General features: G+C 73.0%; 15 protein-coding genes. 9 read left to right on the top strand and 6 right to left on the bottom strand.

What is annotated here, in order from left to right:
• The first annotated feature begins 231 nt into the window (after positions 1-231).
• Both WME89_RS33525 and WME89_RS33520 read left to right on the top strand, forming a co-directional pair.
• On the top strand, positions 232-690 hold the full coding sequence (locus WME89_RS33525) for a hypothetical protein (RefSeq protein ID WP_438003728.1): 459 nt from the start codon (positions 232-234) through the stop codon (positions 688-690).
• A 440-nt stretch (positions 691-1,130) separates the two neighbouring features.
• Positions 1,131-2,504 (top strand): tyrosine-type recombinase/integrase, encoded by a 1,374-nt coding sequence (locus WME89_RS33520; protein ID WP_438012004.1) that lies wholly within the window; start codon positions 1,131-1,133, stop codon positions 2,502-2,504.
• A 9-nt stretch (positions 2,505-2,513) separates the two neighbouring features.
• Here WME89_RS33520 and WME89_RS33515 read toward each other — a convergent pair whose 3' ends face one another.
• From WME89_RS33515 to WME89_RS33505, 3 genes are all read right to left on the bottom strand, one after another.
• A complete protein-coding gene (locus WME89_RS33515; protein ID WP_438003727.1) occupies positions 2,514-3,287 on the bottom strand; it encodes a YsnF/AvaK domain-containing protein in 774 nt (257 codons plus the stop codon).
• Positions 3,288-3,398: 111 nt separating this feature from the next.
• Entirely contained in the window at positions 3,399-3,770 is a 372-nt protein-coding gene (locus WME89_RS33510; RefSeq protein WP_438003726.1) for a DUF2382 domain-containing protein, read from the bottom strand.
• Between the two features lie 461 nt (positions 3,771-4,231).
• Entirely contained in the window at positions 4,232-4,837 is a 606-nt protein-coding gene (locus WME89_RS33505; protein ID WP_438003725.1) for a hypothetical protein, read from the bottom strand.
• Positions 4,838-5,068: 231 nt separating this feature from the next.
• On the opposite strand from WME89_RS33505, the gene WME89_RS33500 reads away from it, so the two are divergent.
• From WME89_RS33500 to WME89_RS33480, 5 genes are all read left to right on the top strand, one after another.
• Positions 5,069-5,971: a hypothetical protein gene (locus WME89_RS33500; RefSeq protein ID WP_438003724.1), complete on the top strand. Its 903-nt coding sequence runs from the start codon at positions 5,069-5,071 to the stop codon at positions 5,969-5,971.
• Positions 5,968-6,843 carry a S8 family peptidase gene (locus WME89_RS33495; RefSeq protein WP_438003723.1) on the top strand — a complete coding sequence of 292 codons (876 nt, stop codon included), beginning with the start codon at positions 5,968-5,970 and terminating at the stop codon, positions 6,841-6,843. The genes WME89_RS33500 and WME89_RS33495 overlap by 4 nt, the downstream gene beginning before the upstream one ends.
• Positions 6,830-8,740 (top strand): hypothetical protein, encoded by a 1,911-nt coding sequence (locus tag WME89_RS33490; protein ID WP_438003722.1) that lies wholly within the window; start codon positions 6,830-6,832, stop codon positions 8,738-8,740. The genes WME89_RS33495 and WME89_RS33490 overlap by 14 nt, the downstream gene beginning before the upstream one ends.
• Before the next feature lie 544 nt (positions 8,741-9,284).
• A complete protein-coding gene (locus WME89_RS33485) occupies positions 9,285-10,145 on the top strand; it encodes a PAS domain-containing protein (protein ID WP_438003721.1) in 861 nt (286 codons plus the stop codon).
• Positions 10,146-10,454: 309 nt separating this feature from the next.
• Positions 10,455-11,258 (top strand): sensor histidine kinase, encoded by an 804-nt coding sequence (locus tag WME89_RS33480; RefSeq protein ID WP_438003720.1) that lies wholly within the window; start codon positions 10,455-10,457, stop codon positions 11,256-11,258.
• 209 nt (positions 11,259-11,467) lie between these two features.
• On the opposite strand, the gene WME89_RS33475 is transcribed toward WME89_RS33480, so the two are convergent.
• Positions 11,468-13,321: a sigma 54-interacting transcriptional regulator gene (locus WME89_RS33475; RefSeq protein ID WP_438003719.1), complete on the bottom strand. Its 1,854-nt coding sequence runs from the start codon at positions 13,319-13,321 to the stop codon at positions 11,468-11,470.
• A gap of 160 nt (positions 13,322-13,481) precedes the next feature.
• Between WME89_RS33475 and WME89_RS33470 the strand changes: the two genes are divergently transcribed.
• Positions 13,482-15,734, top strand: a complete 2,253-nt coding sequence (locus WME89_RS33470) for a TOMM precursor leader peptide-binding protein (protein ID WP_438003718.1) — start codon at positions 13,482-13,484, stop codon at positions 15,732-15,734.
• 37 nt (positions 15,735-15,771) lie between these two features.
• On the top strand, positions 15,772-16,944 hold the full coding sequence (locus WME89_RS33465; protein WP_438003717.1) for an amidohydrolase family protein: 1,173 nt from the start codon (positions 15,772-15,774) through the stop codon (positions 16,942-16,944).
• Between the two features lies 1 nt (position 16,945).
• Here WME89_RS33465 and WME89_RS33460 read toward each other — a convergent pair whose 3' ends face one another.
• Positions 16,946-17,290, bottom strand: coding sequence for a BMA_0021/BMA_0022 family TOMM bacteriocin (locus WME89_RS33460; protein WP_438003716.1), 345 nt, complete (start codon positions 17,288-17,290; stop codon positions 16,946-16,948).
• A gap of 249 nt (positions 17,291-17,539) precedes the next feature.
• The gene (locus WME89_RS33455; protein WP_438003715.1) at positions 17,540-21,778 is read right to left on the bottom strand and encodes a TOMM system kinase/cyclase fusion protein; all 4,239 of its coding nucleotides are present in this window, start codon (positions 21,776-21,778) and stop codon (positions 17,540-17,542) included.
• Between the last annotated feature and the right edge of the window lie 59 nt (positions 21,779-21,837).

The raw sequence follows: 21,837 nt of genomic DNA, 5'->3' as shown, positions 1-21,837 counted from the left end.
GCGGCGCTCCCCAGGACACCTAAACTCGCGATACCACATGGTTCCTCGCCAGGCGTGCTCAAGGGTAACTCGACACGAATTACCTTCAGAGCAGAGTTACCTTTTCGTGCCCCTTCCGTCGGCGTCGGTCACGGTTGCTCACGACCCCAACACAGATGGAGGTAAGGAATGACACGAGCGGCTCTCGCGCGTGTATCAGCACCGCTTTCTCTTCGTCAGGCTGGCAACGGCGTGCGCGCCATCGACAGAGAGAGCCTGGAGACGCCCGCCGACGGATGGTCCAGCCCGAAGGTAACCGACCGGCCAGCGACAGCGACCGCGACGCTCACGATCCCGCTGGACGGGCTCACGATCACGGCGCCGCAGCCGGAGATGCTCTCGCAGAAGAACGTCGAGGCGGTCACCGGCATCCCGGCGCGCGTCTTCCTCGACACGATCCGCGCGCCGGGCTTTCCCCTGCTGATCACAAAACTCGGCAAGTTACGCTTGGTCCAGCGCGAGGCGTTCATTGCCTACCTGCGGTCGCTGGCCAGTGAGCCGGCCTCGCGTCGCACCACAGAGGCGGATGAGCGCACCCGGGTTGCCGCCGTGCTGGCCTCTGCTGGCCTCGAACCTGTCCGATGTCCGGGCACCGGCCGGGCAAGCGCTCCTCCCGCAGGGACAAGCCGTGCTAGGCTGCCGCCGAAGTAGAGCGGGCCCGCTCGGCGCTACCAACGCCGGACGGGCCCTTGATCGACCCCCGTAGCACCGGAGACCGATCCATGACCGACGTACCCCAGCGACGGGCGCGCGCCAAGCGCTCGGCTTCGTTCCCCGCCTCATCCCTTCCTGCACCAGCATCGACCGACCGGCGTTCGCGTTCGAGCCGCTCTGGCGGACGCCCCTCTCCGGTGGTGGATGCAGCTACGCCCGTCGCCGATTCGCCGGGCCCGACGAGCACGACGGAGCGCCCGAAGCTGGCCGTCCGCACCCCCGGCAGGCCAGCAGGAGACAAGCGGGCCAACGGCTCTGGGTCCGTCCGGCTGCGCCGGAAGACGTGGACCGCGCGCCTTAGCCTCGGCGACGCCGGTCGAGCCACGTTCAGCTTGCCGACGTGCCGGACCGAGCACGAAGCCAACGCGCGCTTGGAGGTGCTGGCCGACCTCGCCGGGCGCCTGCTCGCAGCCGGCCAGATCGTGCTCGGCCTGCCGCTGCTGGAGCAGGCGGCCGCGCGCGAGGGCAGCGCGCTCCGTGATCTCCGGCTCGCGATCGACCAGCTGTGTAGGGGCGAAGCGCGTCCCCGAGCGAGCGGGGAAACAACCTTCGCTGAGTTCGCCGAGTCGGTTGTTTCTGGAAAGCTCGCCGAGCAATACCCACTGCATGTGAAAGCGCTTCGACGTCCGGAACAATACCGGCACAAGCTGAATCATGTTCTGGCGGTTCTCGGCCCCGTCCCTCTGTCGCGTTTGACGCTCGACCATGCGGACCGCGCGATCTCGATGCTGCCGGGACATCTTGAGGACTCTTCGCGTCAAGGCATCGCAAAGGTCATTCATCGGATACTCGCGCTCGCGACCTATCCGGCGCGCATCATTGCCAGCAATCCGCTGCCGCGTGGATGGATCCCCAAGGCGGACGACAACAAGGCCAAAGGCTCCCTCTATCCCGATGAGGATAGACGCCTCATGGCGGCGGTGGGCATTCCACTGTCTTATCGGATTTATTATGGCTTCCTGATCCGCGAGGGAATGCGGGCAGACGAGGCTGGAAGGCTGGAGCCGTCCGATCTCGATCTCGAACGCGGCGCCGTGGTGCTCGACGAGAACAAGACGGATGGCCCACGCGCCTGGGCACTCTCACCCGATGTCGTGCGCGCGCTTCGGGCCTATTTCGCTATGTGCCCACCGAAGGAGCGTGTCTTCATGGGGCCGAGTGGGCACCTGCCGGGGCGCAATGGGGCGCAGAACTTTCGAAACCACCTGCGCCGCGCCGGCATTCATCGCCCTGAGCTGTTCGAGACCACGGACTCGAGGCTGAACATCCGCTTGCACGACACGCGCGCGACCTTCATCACCATCAAGCTCGCGAACGGTCGCACGGAGACGTGGATCTCCGATCGGACCGGGCACAAGTCGAGCCGTCAGATCCACCACTACAAGCGCGCGGCGCGCAAGGTCGCTGAGCTCGGCCTGGGCGACTTCGCCCCCCTCGATGAGGCGATCCCCGAGCTCCGAGGTGCGGGCGGGTCGGTCGGAGGAACTCCCCTGTTGGCTGGACCGGATGCCGGGGCGGCGAGCGAAGGCAGCTCCTTCGGCGCGCCGCCGTCGAGTCAGGCGCCGACCCCGACCGATGATGCCGCGGGTCCCTCGACAGCGGCCGACGCGGCGGCGGAGGGCGGCCCGTTGGGCCCGCGTTGGGCCATGTCGGATCCGCCCTCGGCGGTGGAACCGGCGGAAGCTGTCGAAATTACTGAGCTTTCCAGCGACAGCCCCTCTCCGACCGGGAATTCCTGGCGGGACTTCTGACGCGCGGAACTACGCCTTGCCCGAGACCTTGTCCCAGGCGTGGCGCACCGCGGCCTTCATGTGCTCCCACGTGCCGGGGTTGCGGTCTTCCCACGCCTTGCCCGCTTCGGGCTCGATGCTCGTCCAGTCGTGTCCCTTGAAGTTCTGGGACGTCCCGAGCTGGTAGCCGAACAGGTACGCCGGGGCGACCTGATCGTAGGCATAGCCGTGCGTGGAGTAGGCGCCGGCCTCGTAGTGCTTCCGGAAGTCAGCGTCGTACTGCTCGTACCCCCTCATCCCGTTCGTGCGCTCGACAGCGCTGATCGGCTCGACATGCACCTCGGTGTGGCGCAGCGTCTCCCGGATCTGCTCGGCCCGCTGGGTCACCGCCTTGCTGACGACGACCTCCTCGATGACGCGCGCCTTCTTGGCGACGACGGCCTCCTCGTCGGTCTCGACGAGCTCCACCGTGCCGGCCTGGAAGGTGTCGAGCGCGGCCGGCTGGAGCGGCCGATCGACCGGGTGCCGCTCGACGTGGACGTGCTCCTCGCGCAGCATCACCGACTCCTCGACCGGCTGCTCGACGAGGCGGCTCGATACGCGCACGCCGCCGCGGTTCACCTCGCGCTTGCCGACTTGCAGCTCCTCCTCGATCACGGGGACGGCGACCTGCTCCTGCAGGACATCGGCCCGGAGCTCCTCGGTCTTCGTCGTCTTCTCGGTCGCGGTCCTGGTCGTCTGCTGGGACTTGCTCAGCTGTTGAGCACGCTGGGACGGCGAAATGGAACGATCGGTGTTGTTCATGATGTGACCTCCATCGTTGTGGCCCCTCAGGGCGTTTTCACTCCCTCGCGCGGCGCGCGAGGTGGGGTTTGCTGATCGGGACCCTGGATTCCCGGGCCCCTCGGAGGCGCCTCAGCCTCCGTCACGTCCGCGCGGGGGTACGCGCTCGACCCGCACGTCCTCGCTCCGGAGCGTCACGTGCTCCGGCGGGCTCATCTCGACGGAGCGGACCCGGGTGATGTGGAGCTCCTCCTTCAACACCAGGCGCTTCTCGACGACGAGCACCTCCTCGACGACCGGCACGATCAGGGTGTCGCCCTCCTGCCGGGTCGCGGGCGGCTCCGTCACCACCTGATTGATGGCGACGCGCTCCACGAAGACGCGCTCGCGCTCGAGCGGCTCCGCGACCGCCTCGACCCGCTCGTGGACCTGCTTGGTGATGCGGACACGACCAGACTCGATCGTGCGCTTCGTCACCTCGAGCTCCTGCGCGACCACAGGCACGATGAGCTCGTCGACGGTCTCTGCGTTCCCGCCGGGCGGTCCCTGTCTGCTGCTCGAGTTCTGCACAATCCCCCGGTGCGCGCTCCGCGGAGCGCAGTCGGTCCCCTCGCTGACGTGCTCTCTGCGAGCGCTCCCAGGCAAAGCACGGCCCGGGCCAGAGGCGGTCACGGGCGCGGGGCGCCGCGCGGAGCGTGATCGCGCCGACGCGCGCGCCGGCCTCACGAGGCATCGCGCCACACGCGAGATACGGAGATGTGTTTACAAATCGAGTGTTGCTCTGAATGACAGCGCCAGAGACGATGACCAGAAGGTCACAGGTGAGACAGCAGCGCTGTTCAGCTCAGGGCATATCCCGAGGCATCGCCGGAATAGCCCGCTCGCCCGTCCGAGCTCCTCTGCTGGAGTCGCCCGCTCGCGTGGAGCTCGGAGATCTCGGGAGCTCTTCGCGCGCTCCGGCGGGCTCACGTGTCGTAGGGGCCGCCCGCCTGCACGGCCTGGCGGGCGAGCTGCTCCGCGCTGACCTCGGGCCGGGGCGCCTCTTCCGGGACGTCCGGCGCGATGCCGAGCGGGCGGCCAGCGAGCCCCCTCACCATATCGACGAGGATGGCCACGGTCCCCCAGGCGAGCGCGAAGGCGACGCCGGTGTCGACGATGGCGCGGTAGGGCGGGGACATCTGCCGCACGAGGAGGATGAGCGCCACGATGCCCGCGATGAGCGCCCACGTCGCGATCAGCCGGCGGCGCGTCGCGTGGAAGAGCGCCATGCAGTAGAGCGGCGCCAGCGCGACGTGGAGCGGCCGCCGGCGCTCCGCGAGGTGGAGCGCGCGCGCGACGACCCGCGGCGAGAAGCGCCGCTGAAAGCCGCGGTAGCCCTCGAAATAGGCGATCACGACCGTCCACGCGACAAGCAAGATGAGCTGGCCCGTCGTGAGCGCATGAGTCGTGAGGATGCGAGCCGCCGTCGCCCCGAGCCGATAGATGGCCTCGACGAGGACGGCCACGACGCCGAGGACACCCCACAGCACGACGGCGAGGCGGCGCCGCTGCTCGCTCGCAGGCGGGCTCATCGCACCTGCGCCGGAGCGAGAGGTCTGATGAGCCGCGACGCGTGCGCCGCGGGCGCGGGCGATCGCTGCGGACGGTGCGATGGGCAGCTGGATCGCCGCATGCCCTTCCATGCTAGGAGAGGCGCGGAGCACGTCAACCGGAACCTCGTGGGCGGGAGCGTGTGCGGCGCGTCCGGCGCGGACGTGATGGCGGTTCGCTCCGGCGGCTTCCGGGGGTAGCATCGCCGCCCCATGCCGCTCGCCGATCGCTCCGCGACGGGCGCTCCGCCCGCCCCGGCGCGGGCCCTCTCGCCCTACCCGCACGCGCTGCGGTCGCCGCTCGCGCCCTTCACCGCGCGCCTGCGCGATCTGCTCTCGACCGTGGAGTCGGCGGCGCTCCTCGGCGCGGTCGAGGCGCGCGTGCGCGGGCTCGGCGAGCACCTGCGCTTCGCCTGCCTCGCGGTGCCTTGCGCAGAGGCGCTCGTCGCGCTCGAGATGGAGGCGCTCGGGCGGCTCACGGTCCCCGTCGTCGCGGACGCGGGCGGCTTCCGCGCGTCGGGCGCGGAGTTCCCGCCGAGCGGCACCCCGTTCGCGTACCTGCTCGGCGGCGGCGGCGGGCACGCGGTGGCGCTGTCCGACAGCGACCCGATGATCGCGCCGCTCCGGCCGCTCCTGGCCGCGGCGCCGGCGGCCGCGATCTTCGTGCCGATCCGCGTGGGCGCGGCGACCGTGGGCGGCGCCGCGCTCTTCTCCCGCGACGCGCCGCTCGGGGGGCGGGAGCTCGATATGGCCGAGCGGCTCGCCGAGGTCCTCGCGCTCACCGTGGAGTCGTTCCGCACCGAGCGGGTCGTCTTCGAGCTCTTCGCGCGCGCGATGCCGGACCTGCTCGCGCCGGCGCCAGGTCAGGCGGCGACGGGCGCGGGTCAGCCGGAGCCGGAAGGGGCGGTCGCGCCGCCGACGTCGCTCCGCGCCGCGCTGGAGCGGCACATCCACGCGCTCCGCCTGACCCCCGAGTACCGCCGGCGCCTGGAGCTCGCCGCCGTGGTGGGGCGGCTCGCCGAGCGCGGCGAGGCCGAGGCCCGCCTGGCGCTCGACCTGCTCGCGCGGATCGACGCCTACGCGAGCGGCGCGCCGGGGGAGGGGAGCGCGGCGTGATCGCGGTCTCTCCGGCAGGAACGGGCGGCGAGCTCCGCGGGGGCGAGCTCGGTGGCGCCAGCGGCGAGCTCAGGGGCGTGCGTCACGGCGCGGGCGTGCGGGTCGCGCTGGTCGACTCCGGCGTCGACGCCTCGCACCCCGCGCTGCGGGCGGCGGCGCTGCGCCACGTGGCGCTGGTCCGGCGCGGCGGCGCGCACGAGGTCGCGCCGTGCGCGCCAGGAGACGTCAGCGGGCACGGGACCGCGTGCGCCGGCATCGTCCACCGCATGGCGCCCGGGGCCGAGATCACGAGCGTCCGCGCCCTCGGCGACGACGGGCGATGCTCGCGCGACGGGCTCATCGCGGCGCTGCAGTTCTGCGTCCGCGAGCGGTTCTCCGTGGTCAACCTGAGCCTCGGCATCGACATCCCGAGGGGCGCGCCGCTCCGCCCCGGCGACCACCGCTCCCTGGTCGAGCTCTACGAGGTCGCCGACGCCGCCTACACAGCGCAGGTCGTGCTCGTGGCCGCCGGCCCCAACGCGGCGTCGTTCCGAACGTATCCAGGGCGCTTCAAGTCGCTGATCGGCGTCGGCCGAGGACCGTTCCAGGACCCGGAGGCGCTCCGGAGCGAGCTCACGCTCGACCACGAGATCCTCGCGCCAGGCGACGAGGTGCTCGCGCCCGCGCCCGGCGGCGGCGAGCAGCGCTGGACCGGCACGTCGTTCGCGGCGCCCCACGTGACCGCGCACGTGGCGCGGATCCGCGCGGCCAGGCCGGAGCTCTCGATCGAGGCGGTGAAGGCGGCGCTGCACGAGCTCGCGCGCGGGGCCGGGAGGCGCGCGGAGGGGAGCGCCGCCGCGGAGGAGCCGGAGGAGCGCCGTGCTCCCGCTTGAGCCGTTCGATCGCGTGTCGCCGCTGCCGCGGCTGCTCCGCAGCGCGCCGGCCGGCGAGGTCCGCGCCGAGATCGAGCGCGTCGAGGCGCTGCTCGGTCCCGCCGGCGGCGAGCCCGGGGCGGGCGGCGCGCCGGTGCCCGGCGGCGGCGAACCCGGGACGGGAGACGCGGGGACGGGAGGCGCGCCGGTCCCCGGCGGCGGCGAACCCGGGACGGGAGACGCGGGGACGGGAGGCGCGCCGGTCCCCGGCGGGGCGCTCCTCGCGGCGGCGCTCGGGTTCGCGCGCGGCGCGCTCGCGCTGCGCGAGGGCGCGCTGGACGCCGCGGTCCTGCACCTCGACGGGGCCGCCGCCGCGTTCGGCCGCGAAGGCGAGGTCGAGGGCCGGGAGCTCGCCCGGTGCGAGGCGGCGCTCGCGCGCCTGCGCCGCGACGGGCGATCGGCCTGCGCCGGCGCCGCCGCGGAGCTCGACGCCATCGCGGCCGCGGGCGATCCCGGCCGCCGCGCCGCCGTCGTCGCCGGCCACTACCGCGGCGCGGCCGAGCGGCTCCTCGGCGACGCCGCGGCCGCCCAGCGCACGCTGCTGTCGGCGCTGCGCCGGTCGGAGCCGTTCCTCGACGAGCGGGCGCAGATCCTGAACTCGCTCGGCACGCTCTACGTGACCCTCGGGGCCCACGGCGCGGCGGAGGCGCTGCTGGAGCACGCGGCCGAGCTCCACCGCCGCCGGGGTGACGCCGTGGGCGAGGCGATCGCCTGCGGCCAGCTCGGCGCGGCGGCGCTCGGCCTCGGCGCCCTCGAGCGCGCCCGCGCCCCGCTGCAGCGGCAGGAGTGGCTCTGCGCGCGCCTCGGCGACGCGTTCGGCCGCGCGCGGGCGCTCACGTTCCTCTCGGATCTGGCGCTGGAGCTGGGCCGCGCCGACGACGCCGTCGCGCTCGCGACGTCCGCCCGCGACGTGGCCGCGCGCGCGGCGCCGCCGCTCCGGACCTGGATCGCCTACGCGGCGCGGGCGATCGGGCGCGCGCGGCGGGACCTCGGCGACCCCGGCGCCGCGGCGGCGCTCGACGAGGCGGGGGAGATCTTCCGCGACCTGGGGCATCCGCTCGGGGCGGCGCTCGCCGCCTGGGATCGCGCGTCGGCCGAGGCGCTCGCGCCCGGGGAGCTTCTCTCGGGGCACGCGCCGGGCGACTGGTTCTCCGCGGCGTGGGCGCTCGGCTCGCTGGGCCTGCCCGCGCGGGTGGCCCAGCTCCTCCGCGAGCGGCTGGAGATCGACGAGGGGGTGCCCCGCGCGGAGACGGAGCGCGGAGCGCCGGCGCCGGACGGGGAGACGCGCGAGCGGGCGCTCGCGGCGGCGGCGCAGACAGCGCCCCACGTCGCGGTGCAGCGCGAGGTCGAGCTCGTCTACGACCGGCCCGACGAGCTCGCCGGGATCGCCGCCCGGAGGGCCGCGGCGCACCGCAACCTGGGTCGCCTCGCGGCGCTGACGCTGGCCCCGCCGGGGCTCATCGTCGCCGCGGTGGCGGCCCCGCGGCTCGGGGCGCGCGGGATCGCGCTCCCGCCCGAGCGCGCGGCGGCGGCGTGCGTCGCCGACCTGCCGGGGATCGCGGTCTGGATCTGGCCGGCGGCGACGGCGCCCGCCGCTGTCGGGCGCGACCTCGCCGAGCTGGGCGCGGCGCTCGGCGAGCCGCCGCGCGCCGCGCTCGCGCTCGCGCCGGCGGGGCGCGTGCTCTGCCCGCCGTTCGCGGGTGACGCCGGCGCCGAGCTGGAGGGGGTCGAGGTCGGCGCGCTGCTCGCGCTGACTGGCGCGCTCGCGCCGGGCGAGGTGCGCCTGGATCCGCGGCTCGGCTGGGATGGCGACGCCTGCGCTGGCGTGGAGGTGCTTGGGTTCGTCGTCACGCGCTGACGCAGCTGCGGCTGTCCGCGCGGCGCAGGACGCGCTGACGCGGGCTCGGCAGCGCGGGCCTCGGCTCGTCGGCGGAGAGCCCCGCTTCAGATCCCGAGGATGGCAGACGTGGTGTCCTGTGCGCGCAATAACACGCGCGTCGCTCCCTCCTTCGAGCCAATGTCGTCTCGCGAGGTCGGTCCCACCCGCTGCTCACGTGGTTCCGGACGCCGATCGCTCGAACGATGTGAGTCCCGCGATGTGAGCACGGGCGCGCCTCTGTTCTACAAACGACGCTCACAGGGCCTGCCGAGCATGGCATCGCACGCTGACGCACACGGCGCCAGCCTTGATCCCCTGCGTCATCAGGCGCGCTCGGCAGGGGTACAGGCTGGCTCGGACCACGCGACCTCCGCAGCAAGGGGCGACACGGCCGTGATCGAACGGCTGTTCTTCTCCTGGCTCACAGGGCGAGCTTGTTGTGGAGCGAGGCGCACCCATGCTACGCCTCGATCCGGTGTGGACAGTACGTGGTACGCAGGGGTAGGGAGGGGGCATTCCAATCATGAAGGGTCAGGATGACCGAGAAGAGCTGAGCCGTCTGCGTCAACGCGTCGCCGAGCTGGAGCTCGCGGAGGAAGCCTGGCGCGAGCGCGAGCTCGTGAATCTGTCGCTCCTCGACCTGCTCCCTCAAAGCATCTACCGGAGTGATCTGGACGGGCGGAGTGTCTTCGCGAACCGCGCGCTCCTGGCGTCGGTGGGGATGACCATGGAGCAGCTCCGCGGAAAGACACCGTTCGACATCTACCCGCGCGAGCTGGCCGAGAAGTACAGGCAGGATGACGCCCATCTGTTGAAGACCGGTCAGGCCTTCGAGACGATCGAGGAGCACAGGGTGCCTGCGACAGGAGAGATGATCTACGTCAAGGTGATCAAGGCGCCGGTGCGCGACCTGCGCGGCGAGATCGTGGGGATCCAGGGTATCTTCTGGGACGTCACGTCGGAGCACGTCGCGCGGCAGCTCTCGGAGGAGAGAGAGGCGCACGCGGCGGCCGTGCGTGAGCTCAGCACCCCGCTCATCCCGATCGCCGACAAGATCGTCGTCATGCCGCTCATCGGCACCATCGATAGCACCCGCGCGAACCAGGTGCTCGAGACGCTCCTCGACGGCGTCGTCGCGAGGCAGGCGTCCGTCGCGATCCTGGACATCACCGGCGTACGCGACGTCGACTCGAGCGTGGCGGATACCCTCGTCCGCGCCGCTCGGGCGGTCGGCCTCGTCGGTGCGAAGGTCGTGCTGACGGGGATCAAGCCGTCGGTGGCGCAGACCCTCGTGGATCTGGGCGTCGATCTGGGGTCGATCGTGACGTCTGGCACGCTCCAGAGCGGCATCCGCTACGCATTGCAGCAGACGCGCCCCGCGTAGGCTCCGTCGCCGCGGCCAGCACCGAAGCGAGAGCGCGGGCTCGTGAGGCCGACGCGGCCCATCCATCCCACTTGCGTTGAACCAGGCCAGCGGGCGAGCCTGGCTTCGCCCCTCCCGGACACCGCATCCGTGCTTTTGCGTTGCCGAGCAAAGCGCCCGCCGCGCGCGAGGATAAACCCGCCCTCGGCAGGCCGGATCACACGCAAATTCCGGGGCGAATCGCGCTCCGGCGCGAGCGCGGGCGGGTGGCATCGCCGATGCTTTGGACGAGCAACGAACGGTCACCCACTCCACCACGGGATCCTCATCATGCCCGCAATGAACGCTCAGCTCGCTGGGACCCCCGACGCACGCCGGCCCGCTCGCGCCCCCGACGACGACAGAGGCGCCGCTCTCCGGGACGAGTTCCTGACGCTCGCATCGCACGAGCTCAAGACGCCGCTGACCTCGCTCGCGCTCCAGGTGCAGAGGATGAGGCGAATGAACGCACGGCGCGCGGAGGAGCCGCCGACGTGGGGCGACTCGCTCGAGGTCGTCGGCCGGCAGATCAACAGGCTCACCCGGCTCTGCGATGACATGCTCCAGGCGATGAGGCTCCGCTCGGGCGAGCTCGCGCCCGAACGCCAGCGCGTCGATCTCGGGGCGCTCGTCCGGGAGGTGGTCGCCGGCCTCGCCGTGGAGCTCCGCGCCCCTTCCGCCACGATCTCGGTCGACGCGCCGGATGGCACCATCGGCTGCTGGGACCGCGAGCAGATCGGTCGCCTCGTGTTCCACCTGATCAAGAACGCCCTCATGTTCGGCCAGGGGCAGCCGATCTTCCTCGAGGTGAAGGCCTGCGCCGGCGGCGCGCGGCTGCTCGTCCGCGATCGAGGCACGGGCATCGCGGAGCAGGACCAGGAGCGCATCTTCGAGTGCTTCGAGCGCGTGGGCGACGTGGAGCACTTCGGCGGCCTCGGCCTCGGGCTCTACCTCGCGCGCGAGATCGCGCGCTCCCACGGCGGCTACATCGGCGTGGAGAGCTCGCCGGGCTGCGGCGCGACGTTCCTCGTCGAGCTCCCCCTCGAGCCCGCGCCTGCCAGTCAGGCCCGCGCCGCGCGCTCCTCGACGCCGTAGAGCCCGTCGAGGGGCTGCCAGGCTCCCGATCCCCCGGGAGCGCCCGCGGGCGCCGTCCGGCGCCCTGCATTCCCTCCACGTCCAGCGACATCCGCGAGCGTTCGCCGCGTCACCGCCCGCTTGCCTTGAGCCTCGAGCCGGCGCGACGGCGCGCGAGGCGCCCGCGCAAGGCAGCGCGGCCAGCCCGCGCTGCCCGCGCTGCCCGCGCGCTACGCGTCTCCGGGCGGCGCGTACCCGGGCCGCTTGATCCCGAGCGCCTTGAGCTTGTAGACCAGCGTGCGCAGCGGCATCCCGAGCGCGCGCGCCGCCTCCGTCTGGTTCCCCCCCGCCTTGCGGAGCGCCTGGACGATCAGGTCGGCCTCGCAGCGCTGCAGCCGCGCCTTCAGGAAGTCCACGTCGGGCGGGGCGTTCGTGAGCTCGACGCCATCGTAGGGCAGATCGCGCTCCAGCGCCGGCGCGGCCGGGGGCGCCGCCCGGGCGCGCTCGGGCAGATCCTCCGCCGCGATCCACTCGCCCTCGGCGATGACCACGGCCCGCTCGATCGCGTTCCGCAGCTCCCGCGCGTTCCCCGGCCAGGAGTACGCCCGTAGCCGCGCGAGCGAGTCAGCGTCGAAGCCGCGGATGGCGCGGCCGTTCGCCTGGTTCGCCTGCTCGAGGAAGCGGAGCGCGATCGGCTCGATGTCCTCCGGGCGCGCCCGGAGCGGAGGGATCGTCATCGTCATCGCGTTCAGGCGGTAGAGCAGATCGGTGCGGAACGCGCCGGAGGCGCACATGGCCTCGATGTCGCGGTGGGTCGCCGCGATGACGCGCGCGTCGACGTCGACCGGCCTGTTCGAGCCGACGCGGGTCACCTGCCGGGTCTCGAGGACGCGCAGGAGCGCGGCCTGCGCCGCGGCCGGCAGCTCGCCGATCTCGTCGAGGAACACCGTCCCCCCGTCCGCCGCCTCGAACACCCCCCGCTGCTGCTGCCACGCGCCGGTGAACGCGCCGCGCTCGTGGCCGAAGAGCGTGCTCTCGACGAGCTGCTGCGGGATCGCCCCGCAGTTGACGCACACCATCGGCCGCCCGCTCCGCGGGCCGCGATCGTGGATCGCGCGCGCCACGACCTCCTTGCCCGTCCCCGTCTCGCCCAGCAAGAGGACCGGGATCGACGACCGCGAGACCCGCTTGACCATCTCGAGGACGCGGAGCATCGCGGGGCTCACGGCGACAGGATCGGCGTGCCCGGGGCCCGGGTTGCTCTTCCACGTCCCGACCGGCGCCGACCGCACCGGCTGCTCCACCGTCGCGCTGCGCACCGCGCTCCAGCACCGATCGAGCAGCTCCTCCGCCACCGTCCCCGCCTCGGGGAACGTCGCGAAGCCCGAGAGCACGACCGGCGCGCCACCCGCGGGCGGCTCGGCGAGCGCGCGCACCACGTCGAGCGCCTTGTCGGCCCCTGCCTCGAGGAGCAGCGCCGCCACCACGTCCGAGCTGTAGAGCGCGATCCGGTCCACGGGCCGCAGCAGCGCCCGCACGCGCAGGAACAGGTGGCTCACGTGGGCGCCCTGCGGGCGGGCGGATCGGGCCATGACGACGGCGAACCGCTGCCCGAAGTACCGCGCGCGCTTCACCTCCTCCTCGAGGGCGACGCGGAGCTGCTCGTGGCTCAGCAGGCCAGGCAGCTCGCTCTCGGCCGCCGTGATCGAGCGGACGGCGACCACCACCTTGCCGAGGAGCACCTCGTCGCCCGGCTTCACCTCGCCGCGCGCGACGCGCGCCCCGCCGATCCATGTGCCGTTGGTCGAGTGCAGGTCCTCGATGACGACGGCGTCGCCGGACTGGGTGAAGCGGGCGTGCTCGCGCGAGAGGCTGACGTCGCGGATCTGGACCTGCGATGGCGGCGCGCGGCCGATGACGACCGGAGCGCTCGGGCTCAGCACGACGCGCTCGGCGCCGTCGCGGTGGTAGACGAGCAGGGCGACGCGTCGGTCGTCCTGCCTGACACGCTGGATTGCATCGATGAAGCTGCTCGACAGCGGCGTCGTTTCCAGGCCGCTGTCCCTCTCGCGAATGACTGCCACGCTGCTAACCCCCTCTCAACAAGACCTCGCCCGGCGCTCTGTCCGCCGTGCACCCGTGCCGCTCGCGCCCGCGAGCCTGCGCGGGCGCATGCGGCCAGCCCGCCCGTCCGCGCAGGCAGGCGCTCGCTGACGCTGAATTGCGCACCGGCACGGGCGTCTCTTGCAAGCCGCGACGCACCAGGTGGTTCACCAGGGTCCGGTGTTCATGTCGCTCATGCAGCGCGCCTTGCAATTCAAGCACCACCTGCGCGTCGAGCCCGGCGGTGACAAGGAGACTTTGTTCCTGATCGGCGAGCGCGAGCGACTCATGCTCCGCGGCCGCGTCTATCGCCTCCTCGGGCCGCTCCTCGATGGGCGGCGGACCGCGGGCGAGCTCATCGCCGCGCTCGACGGCGAGGTCTCCGCCGCCGAGGTCCACCACGCCCTGAGGCGGCTGGAGGAGCGGGGCTATCTCGCCGACGCCGCGCCAGCGCCGGAGGTCGCGGGCTTCTGGCAGGCGCTCGGCGTGGACGCTTCCCGCGCCGCGGAGCGGCTCGCGTCGACGCCCGTCGCCTTGCGGGCGGCGGGGGGCGAGGACCCGGAGGCGCTCGCCAGCGCCCTCGCGGAAGCGGGCGTCGCTGTGCAGCCGGAGGCCGCGATCGTGGTCCTTTTGACCGGCGATTACCTCGACCCCGAGCTCGACGCGTGGAACCGGCGCGCGCTCCGGGAGGCGCTCCGCTGGGTGCCGGTCAAGCCCGGCGGGGTCGAGCCCTGGATGGGGCCGATGTTCCGCCCCGGCGCGGGGCCGTGCTGGGACTGCCTCGCGCACCGGGTGCGGCACAACCGGCCGGTCGAGGCGTACCTGGAGCGGCGGCGCGGCGGGCGCGAGCCGCTCCTGCCGCCGCTCGTCGGCCTGCCCGCGGGCCGGCGCGCGGCGCTCGGGCTCGCCGCCGTGCTGCTCTCGCGCTGGCTCGCCGCCGGGGGCGCCAGCCCGCTCGACGATCGCCTCTACAGCCTCGATCTCGATCGCATGCGGCTCGCGGAGCACCCGGTGGAGCGGCGGCCCCAGTGCCCGGCCTGCGGCGACCCGGAGGGCGCGTGGGCGCGCGCGCTCGCGCCCGTGGCCCTGGAGCCCCGTCCGAAGCGCTTCACGGACGACGGCGGCCACCGCGCCGTCCCGCCCGAGGAGACCCTCGCGCGCGTCCTCCGCCAGGTGAGCCCGTTGACCGGCCTCGTCGCGAGCGTCGGTCCTCTGGAGGGGCGCGATCACCCGCTCCGGCCGGTCCACGGGGCCATCCACCGCGCCTGCCCCGCCGGCGACTCTCCCGCTTTCGGCGACTTCCACCGCATGAGCAGCGGCAAGGGCCGCACCGTCGTCCAGGCCCGGGCGAGCGCGCTGTGCGAGGCCATCGAGCGCTACTGCGCGACCTACCACGGCGACGTGCCCCTCCGCCGCGCGCGCCTTTCCGAGCTGGAAGGGGACGGCATCCCCCCGGACGCCCTGCAGCACTTCAGCGAGGCGCAGCGCCGCGCGGCGGAGGCGGGCGGCGCCCCGCCGCGCGACGCCCGGCTGGCCGTCTCGCCGCCGTACGACCCGAGCGCGGCCATCGACTGGGCCCCTGCGTGGTCGCTGACCCACGGGAGGCGGCGCTACCTCCCGGCCGCGGCCTGCTATCTCCACCTGCCGGCGGCGTCCGGCGCGCAGCCCTGTTCGTTCAACCCGAACGGGCACGCGGCCGGCAACTGCATCGAGGAGGCGATCCTGCAAGGCTTCCTGGAGCTCGTGGAGCGGGATGCGGTCGCGCTCTGGTGGTACAACCGTGCGCGCCGGCCCGCTGTCGATCTGAGGAGCTTCGGAGAGCCGTACTTCGACGCGCTCGAAGGGCACTACCGAGAGCTCGGCCAGCGCCTCTGGGTGCTCGACGTCACGAGCGATCTCGGCATCCCTGCGTTCGTGGCCCTGGCGCGGGCGGCGGGCTCCGGCCGGCTCACGCTCGGCTTCGGCTGCCACCTCGAGGCGCGCCTCGGGGTGCAGCGGGCGCTGACCGAGCTCAACCAGCTCTTCGACCCGCGCGGCCTCGCGCCGCCCAGCGCCTGGGACCGCGCGTCCCTCGCCGGCGAGGCCTACCTGCTCCCCGACGAGGCGGCGCCGGCGCGGACGCTCGGCGACTACCCCGGCGTCCGGCGCGACGACCTGCGCGACGACGTGATCGACTGCGTGGAGCGCGCCGCGCGCGCCGGCCTGGAGACGGTGGTGCTCGACCAGACGCGGCCGGATACGGGCCTGTGCGCCGTGAAGGTGGCGGTGCCCGGGCTGCGGCACTTCTGGCCACGCTTCGGGCCGGGGCGCCTCTACGACGTCCCGGTCCGCCTCGGGTGGCTCGAGCACGCGACTCGGGAAGAGGACCTGAACCCGGTGCCGCTCCACGTCTAGTCCACATCTGGCCCACGTCTGGCCGAGGAGACCTCCCATGCGCGACGGCTATCGAATCCTCGACGCGGATCGTCACGTGATCGAGCCGCTCGATCTGTGGAAGGCCCACCTCGAGCCGGAGCTCCGCGCTCACGCGCCGTACCTCGCGTATGCCGGCGAGGGCGAGCCCCTGGCCGACCGCGTGGCGTACGCCGGACCGGAGGGCCTGATCCCGCTCCCGCCGCGGCCGATGATGGACGGGCGGCCGATCCACCACCGCATGAGCGCGCGGGCGTGGCGCGCGGTCGCCTCGGCCGGCCGCCGGCGGTCCGCGTGGCTCGCGCGGCTCGGCCCGCTCGAGCTGCCCCAGGCGCACATCGCGGACATGGACCGCGAGGGCATCGACGTGGCCTTCCTGTATCCGACGATCGCGCTGATGCTCCTCGGCATGGCCCCGCTGGATCCGGCGCTCGCGGTCGCGTTTGCCAGGGCCTACAATACCTGGTTGCGGGGCTTCTGCGATCACGAGCCCCGGCGCCTCCGGGGGGTGGCGTTGATGAGCCCCCACGATCCGGCGCAGATGGTGCCAGAGCTCGCGCGGGCGGCGGCGCTCGGCTTCCGCGCCGTCGTGCTCCGGCCGAACCCCGTCGCGGGCCGGACGCTGGGCGACCCCGCGTACGAGGCGTTCTGGGCCGAGTGCGCGCGGCGCTCCATCGCGGTCGCCATCCACGAGGGCGCGCACGCGTCGCTGCCGGCGGCCGGCGCGGATCGCTTCCACAGCCGCTTCGCCCTGCACGCTTGCTCGCACCCGATGGAGCAGATGATGGCGCTGCTCGCCCTGATCGAGGGCGGCGTGCTCGAGCGCCACCCCGGCCTGCGGGTGGCCTTTCTCGAGGCCGGCTGCGGGTGGCTGCCTTACTGGCTCTGGCGGCTCGACGAGATCGAGTACCGCAGCCTGGCCGAGGAGGTCGCGCCGCACGTCCGCCGCGAGCCCTCCGCGTATTTCCGCCGCCAGTGCTTCGTCGAGATCGAGCCCGACGAGCCGCACCTGGAGCAGGCGATCCCGTGGCTCGGGGAGGGCAACGCGATCTTCGGGACGGACTTCCCCCACATCGACCACGACGCGGGCATGGTGGAGCGGGCCCTCGCGCTCCGCGGCAGGCTCCCCGGCGAGGCCCTCCGCAAGATCCTCTGGGACAACGCCGCGCGCTTCTACGGGGTCGAGGGATGACTCAGCAGACACAGAGGGGCGGCAGCATGTCGCCCGAGAGCTCCGCCAGCGCGACGGGCTGATCTTCCAGCGCCGGCGGCGGTGGGACATAGAGCGTGATGGCGCTCGGCGACAGGTCCCAGCCCTTGCGCTGCTCGCAGAAGCGCCACTCGCCGCCGCTCGGCGAGCCCGGGTCCCAGGCGTCGCGGACGGTGAGCTCGATCCCCGGCGGCAGCGCATAGCCGCACTGGGTACTCAAGAACTCCCGCGGATCCCGCTTCAAGCGCTCGAGCTGCGCCGGGTCTTCCCAGCTGAGCGCGACGGCGCGCAGCCACGCTGTTTCCAGCTCCAGGAGGCCGTCATCCATCGCGGCTCCCTCTCGCGAGGGACCGGTTTCGAGTCCGCTATCGAGCTGCGCGGGGGTGCTGTTGGTATCCGACGTCCCGGACCTGTACTTCGATGACTCACGGAAAAACATGGCTCTCTCCATGTCGATGCCCTCTCCATTGTCGATGACAGAGGCGCATCACGAGATGCAGATCGCATGGAGCCGCCGCCGTGTGCCGTCGAGCCCTCCGCGCGTCACCGGGAGCGATCGAGATCGCGCCGCAGCAGCTCAGCCGATCACCTCCTGAAACAGCGCTCGCGCCTCGGCGAGATCGGGCAGATCGGCATCCTCGACAGCCCAGCCGCTGATCTCCCCGAGCAGGGGGCGCGCCTCGTCGCGCCTGTCCTGCCGCACGAGCATGCGGCAGAGCGCCAGGGTCGAGCGTAGCTCGAGCATCAGCGCGCCCTGCTCGCGCGCCACCGCGATCGACCGCTGCAAGCACTGCTCGCTCTCCTGCTCCGCGTCGGCGCCGAAGGCGCGAAGAGACAGCGCTTTCAGGCGGTAGAGCTCCGGGACGTAGTAGACGTCGCCTGACTCCGCGGCGAGCCGCAGGCAGTCCGCGAGCTGCTCGACCGCGGCTTCGTGCTGCCCGCGCTCGGCCTCGAGCTCTGCGACGAGGGAGAGCCAGTAAGGCAGGCCGAGCTGCTGGCCGGCGTCCCGGACCGTCCCGATGTGCCGCCTCAGCTGATCGAGGTCGTGCTCTGCCCAGCAGCGCATGGCCCAGCAGTGCTCCTTGAACCAGAGGTGGTGATGTTCCGTCAGCTGGAGGAGGGATTCGGTCGTCGCGGCGGCCTTCTCCCGTTCCTGGCCGTAGTGATAGACGCCGGCCAGGTAGAGCAGCGCCATCCCGAGGCTGTTCGGGTGGTCGAGATCGCGCGCCCACGCGACCGCGGCCTGCCCGTGGGCGAACGCCTGCGCCGGGCAGCCCATCAGGTAGAGCACCTGCGCGAGCGTGTACCGGGCACAGACCTTGGTATCGATGCCATAAACGAAGGCGTGCTCCCGATGTGCCGGAGGGTCGTAGAGCGCGACGACGCCGTCGAACTGCCGGCGCGCCTCCGCGAGCTTTCCCTCATGCCACATGCACTGTCCCAGCAGCAGCATCGACGACACCAGCTGGCCAGTATCCTGCGACCGCGCGGCGGTGCCGAGGAGCCGCTCCGCCAGCGCCCGCGACTCGCGGCGGTGGCTCCGCATGTGGTGGTACATGAACATCGCCCACAGCGTCGGCGCGGTCATCGGGCTGTCCCCGAGCTCATCGCTCAGCTCCTGGCAGCGCTGGACCGACGCCTCGAGCTCGCGGGGCATGTACCCGCGGCGGTCCAGGAGCGCGCGGATCAGCAGGCTGTTCAGGCGCAGCTCGGCGAGCGCGCGATCCCGGCCGTCCGGGATCGCCGGGAGCCAGCCGAGCGCCTGCGTCACGTGGACGACGGCCTCCGTGTCGTCGGCGTTCGCCGGCCGCTTCAGCGCGCGCTCCGCCGCGGCCTCCGCGTAGACGATCGCCTGTTGCTTCTGCTCGGCGGCGGCGTGGTGGTGCGCGAGCAGGTCGGGCCGCGCCGCGACGATCTCGGGAAAGCGCGCCTCGAGCGCCCTGGCGATCCTGGCGTGCACCTGCCGCCGGCTCCGCTTCGAGAGCGACTCGTAGGCCGCGTCCCGGATGAGCACGTGCTTGAACTGGTACGTCGGGTTGTTCAGCCGGCGCTTCCTGTGGATGAGATCCGCGGCCATCAGCCGATCGAGGTCCTCCTGGACCAGCTCCCCGTCGAGCGTGGACACGGCGCTGAGCACCTCCTGGCTGAACTCCCGGCCGAGCGCCGCGGCGACGCGGGCCGTCTCCTTGGCCCTGCCGAGCCGGTCGAGGCGCCCCATCAGCAGGCCTCGCAGCGTCGTGGGGATCGCGAGCGCCGAGATCGGCGCGGAGAGCGCGTAGTGGTCCCCCTCTTCCACGAGCGCCCCGGACTCGAGCACCATCCGCGTCAGCTCCTCGACGAAGAGGGGGACGCCGTCGGTCCTGTCGACCACCTGCGCCAGCAAGGGCTCGGGCAGGGAGCGGCCGCCGGCGAGGCGCGCGACCATGTGCTCGACGTGCGAGCGATCCAGGCGGCCGAGCTGGATCTGGAGCATGCCTGAGGTCGACCAGGGCGGCGAGAACTCCGGCCGCGCGGTGAAGAGCGCCATGATCCGCGCCGAGGGGAAATCGCCGATCATCATGCCGAGCCACTCCAGGCTCGTCGGGTCGGCCCATTGCAGGTCCTCGACCATGAACAGGACGGGGCGCTCCTCGGCCATGTCGAAGAGCATCGTCACGAGCGCGTTGAGCGTCCGCTCTTTCTGCCGCGGCGGCGGGTCCACAGGGGCGGCGTAGCGCCCGTCCAGGGGGATCGACAGCAGCGCCGCGAGCAGCGGCACGGTCTCCTCGAGGTCGAAGCCGCGGCGCGAGAGGAGCGCCTCGAGCCGGGCGAGCCGGCGCTCCGGCGCGTCGTCCCGGCCGGGGTCGATCAGCCGATCGAGCAGCTCGATCATCGGGTGGAGCGCGCTGCTGCGCCGGTCGGGGGTGCAGCGGCACTCGAGGCAGCTGTGCCACTCGCCCTGGAGCCGGCGGGCGAGCTCCCAGGTGAGGCGCGACTTGCCGATCCCGGGGCCGCCGGTGACGAGGATGCTCTGCCCGATGCCCTGCCCGACCTGGCTCCAGCGCTGGAGCAGCAAGTCGAGCTCCTGGCTCCGGCCGATCAGCGGCTCCGTGTCGTGGCCGGCGGTGCTCCAGTCCTGGGTCGCGGGGGGGATCTCCTGCCCCATGCGGTAGATCGCGATCGGCCGGTCCGCATACGAGAGGTCGCGCGACGTCTCCTGCTCGAACATGAACCGGCCCCGGAGCAGCCTGAACGCGTCGTCGCTGACGACGACCGTGCCCGGGGCCGCGAGCGCGCTCAGCCGGGCGGCGATCTGCGGTGTCGTGCCGAGGTGCTGCGTGTAGCGCTGGGACTGGCCAGCGATCACCAGGCCGGCGTGGAGCCCGATGCGGACCTCGAGCGAGACGCCCCGCGTCGCCTGCAGGCGCGCGCTGCGCGCGCGGACATCCGCCACGATCTCCAGCGCAGCGCGGGCGGCGCGCCGGGCGTCGTCCTCCTGCGCGGACGGATAGCCGAAGTGCAGCAGGATCTGATCGCCCAGCGCGCCGGCGAAGCGCCCGCGGTGGCGGCGGGCGATCTCGGCGCACACGTCCTGCTGGTCGCCGAGCAGATCATCGATCTCCTCGACGTCGGTGTTCTTCAGCGAGGGGCCGGACGCCGTGAAGGCGCAGCAGACGACGGTGAGGGGTCGCCGCTCGCCGTCGAGGCCCGCCGCGCTCGCGCCGTCGGGGCGCGCCGCCTCCGGTGAAGTGGGCCGCTCCGTCGAGGCGGGGGTGGCTGGAGAGGGCAGCGTGGAGGCTCCCGTGGAGCCCCCGGGCGCCGCCCCGGTCTCCCGCGGGCTCCGGTCGAGCGGCGCCGTCTCGCTCGCGCTGTAGCGCCACGGGCCCTCGCCCGCCGCGGCCCGCTCGCGGCCCCGCGGCGGGCCCAGCTCTCGCGCTGTCTCGCCGAAGTCCTCGCGGGTCAGCCCCTCGACGTCGCAGGCCTCGAGCTCGCGCAGCAGGCCGGAGGCGGTGGCGACGCGCTCGGCCACGTCCTTGCGGGTCGCGCGCCGCAGGAGCGTGCCGAGCGGGTGCCCGAGCAGCGCCCGGGGGATCGCGATCGGCTCGGAGCTCGCCTGTCGGAACAGCACCTCTTGCAGCGACCTGCCCTCGATCGACGGCCGCCCGGTGAGGCACTCCAGGAAGACGAGCCCCCACGCGTACAGGTCCGAGCGCACGCTCACCGGCTCCCCGAGGAGCTGCTCCGGCGCCGCATAGGCGGGCGTACACAGGATCTCGTTGCTCGGGGTGAGCTTCGCGTCGACGCCCTCCATGGCCCCGGTGATGAGCGCGCCGATGCCGAAGTCGAGCACCAGCGCGTTCCGCCGCGCGCCGGTGGAGACGATCATGATGTTGCTCGGCTTGAGGTCGCGGTGGACGACGTTCTGCGCGTGGGCGCAGCCGAGGGCGTCGAGGACCTGGAGCATCAGGTGCCGCGCCTCGCGCGGCTCGAGGGCGATCTCCGCGGCCAGCACCTCTGCCAGGTTCTGGCCAGGCACGAACTCGAAGATGGTGTAGAGGGTGCCCTCGTCCGTCTGTCCGGCGTCGATGAGCCGGACGATGTTGGGGTGGTGGAGCTGCGCGCAGAACCGCGTCTCCTGGTGGAACCGGGCGCAGCGCCGGGCGACGTCGGCGGGCTTGCCGCCGCGCACCGGGTGCATGACCTTGATGGCCACCGCCTGCCCGGTGGCGAGCTGCCGCCCCTGGTAGACATCGGCGAAGCCGCTCTCCCGCAGCACCGAGACGATCTCGTAGCGCCCCTGGAACAAGGAGCCCGACGCGATGCCGGTGCGGCTCATCGTCCGTCCCTCCGCCGGGCGGCGCGGCGTGGCCGGGCGAGCGGGCGTGACCCGGGAGG

Source organism: Sorangium sp. So ce321 (assembly GCF_051530195.1).
Lineage (GTDB): Bacteria > Myxococcota_A > Polyangia > Polyangiales > Polyangiaceae > Sorangium.
Note: the sequence above shows the minus strand (reverse complement) of the source record. Positions and strands in the feature narration are given on the sequence as shown.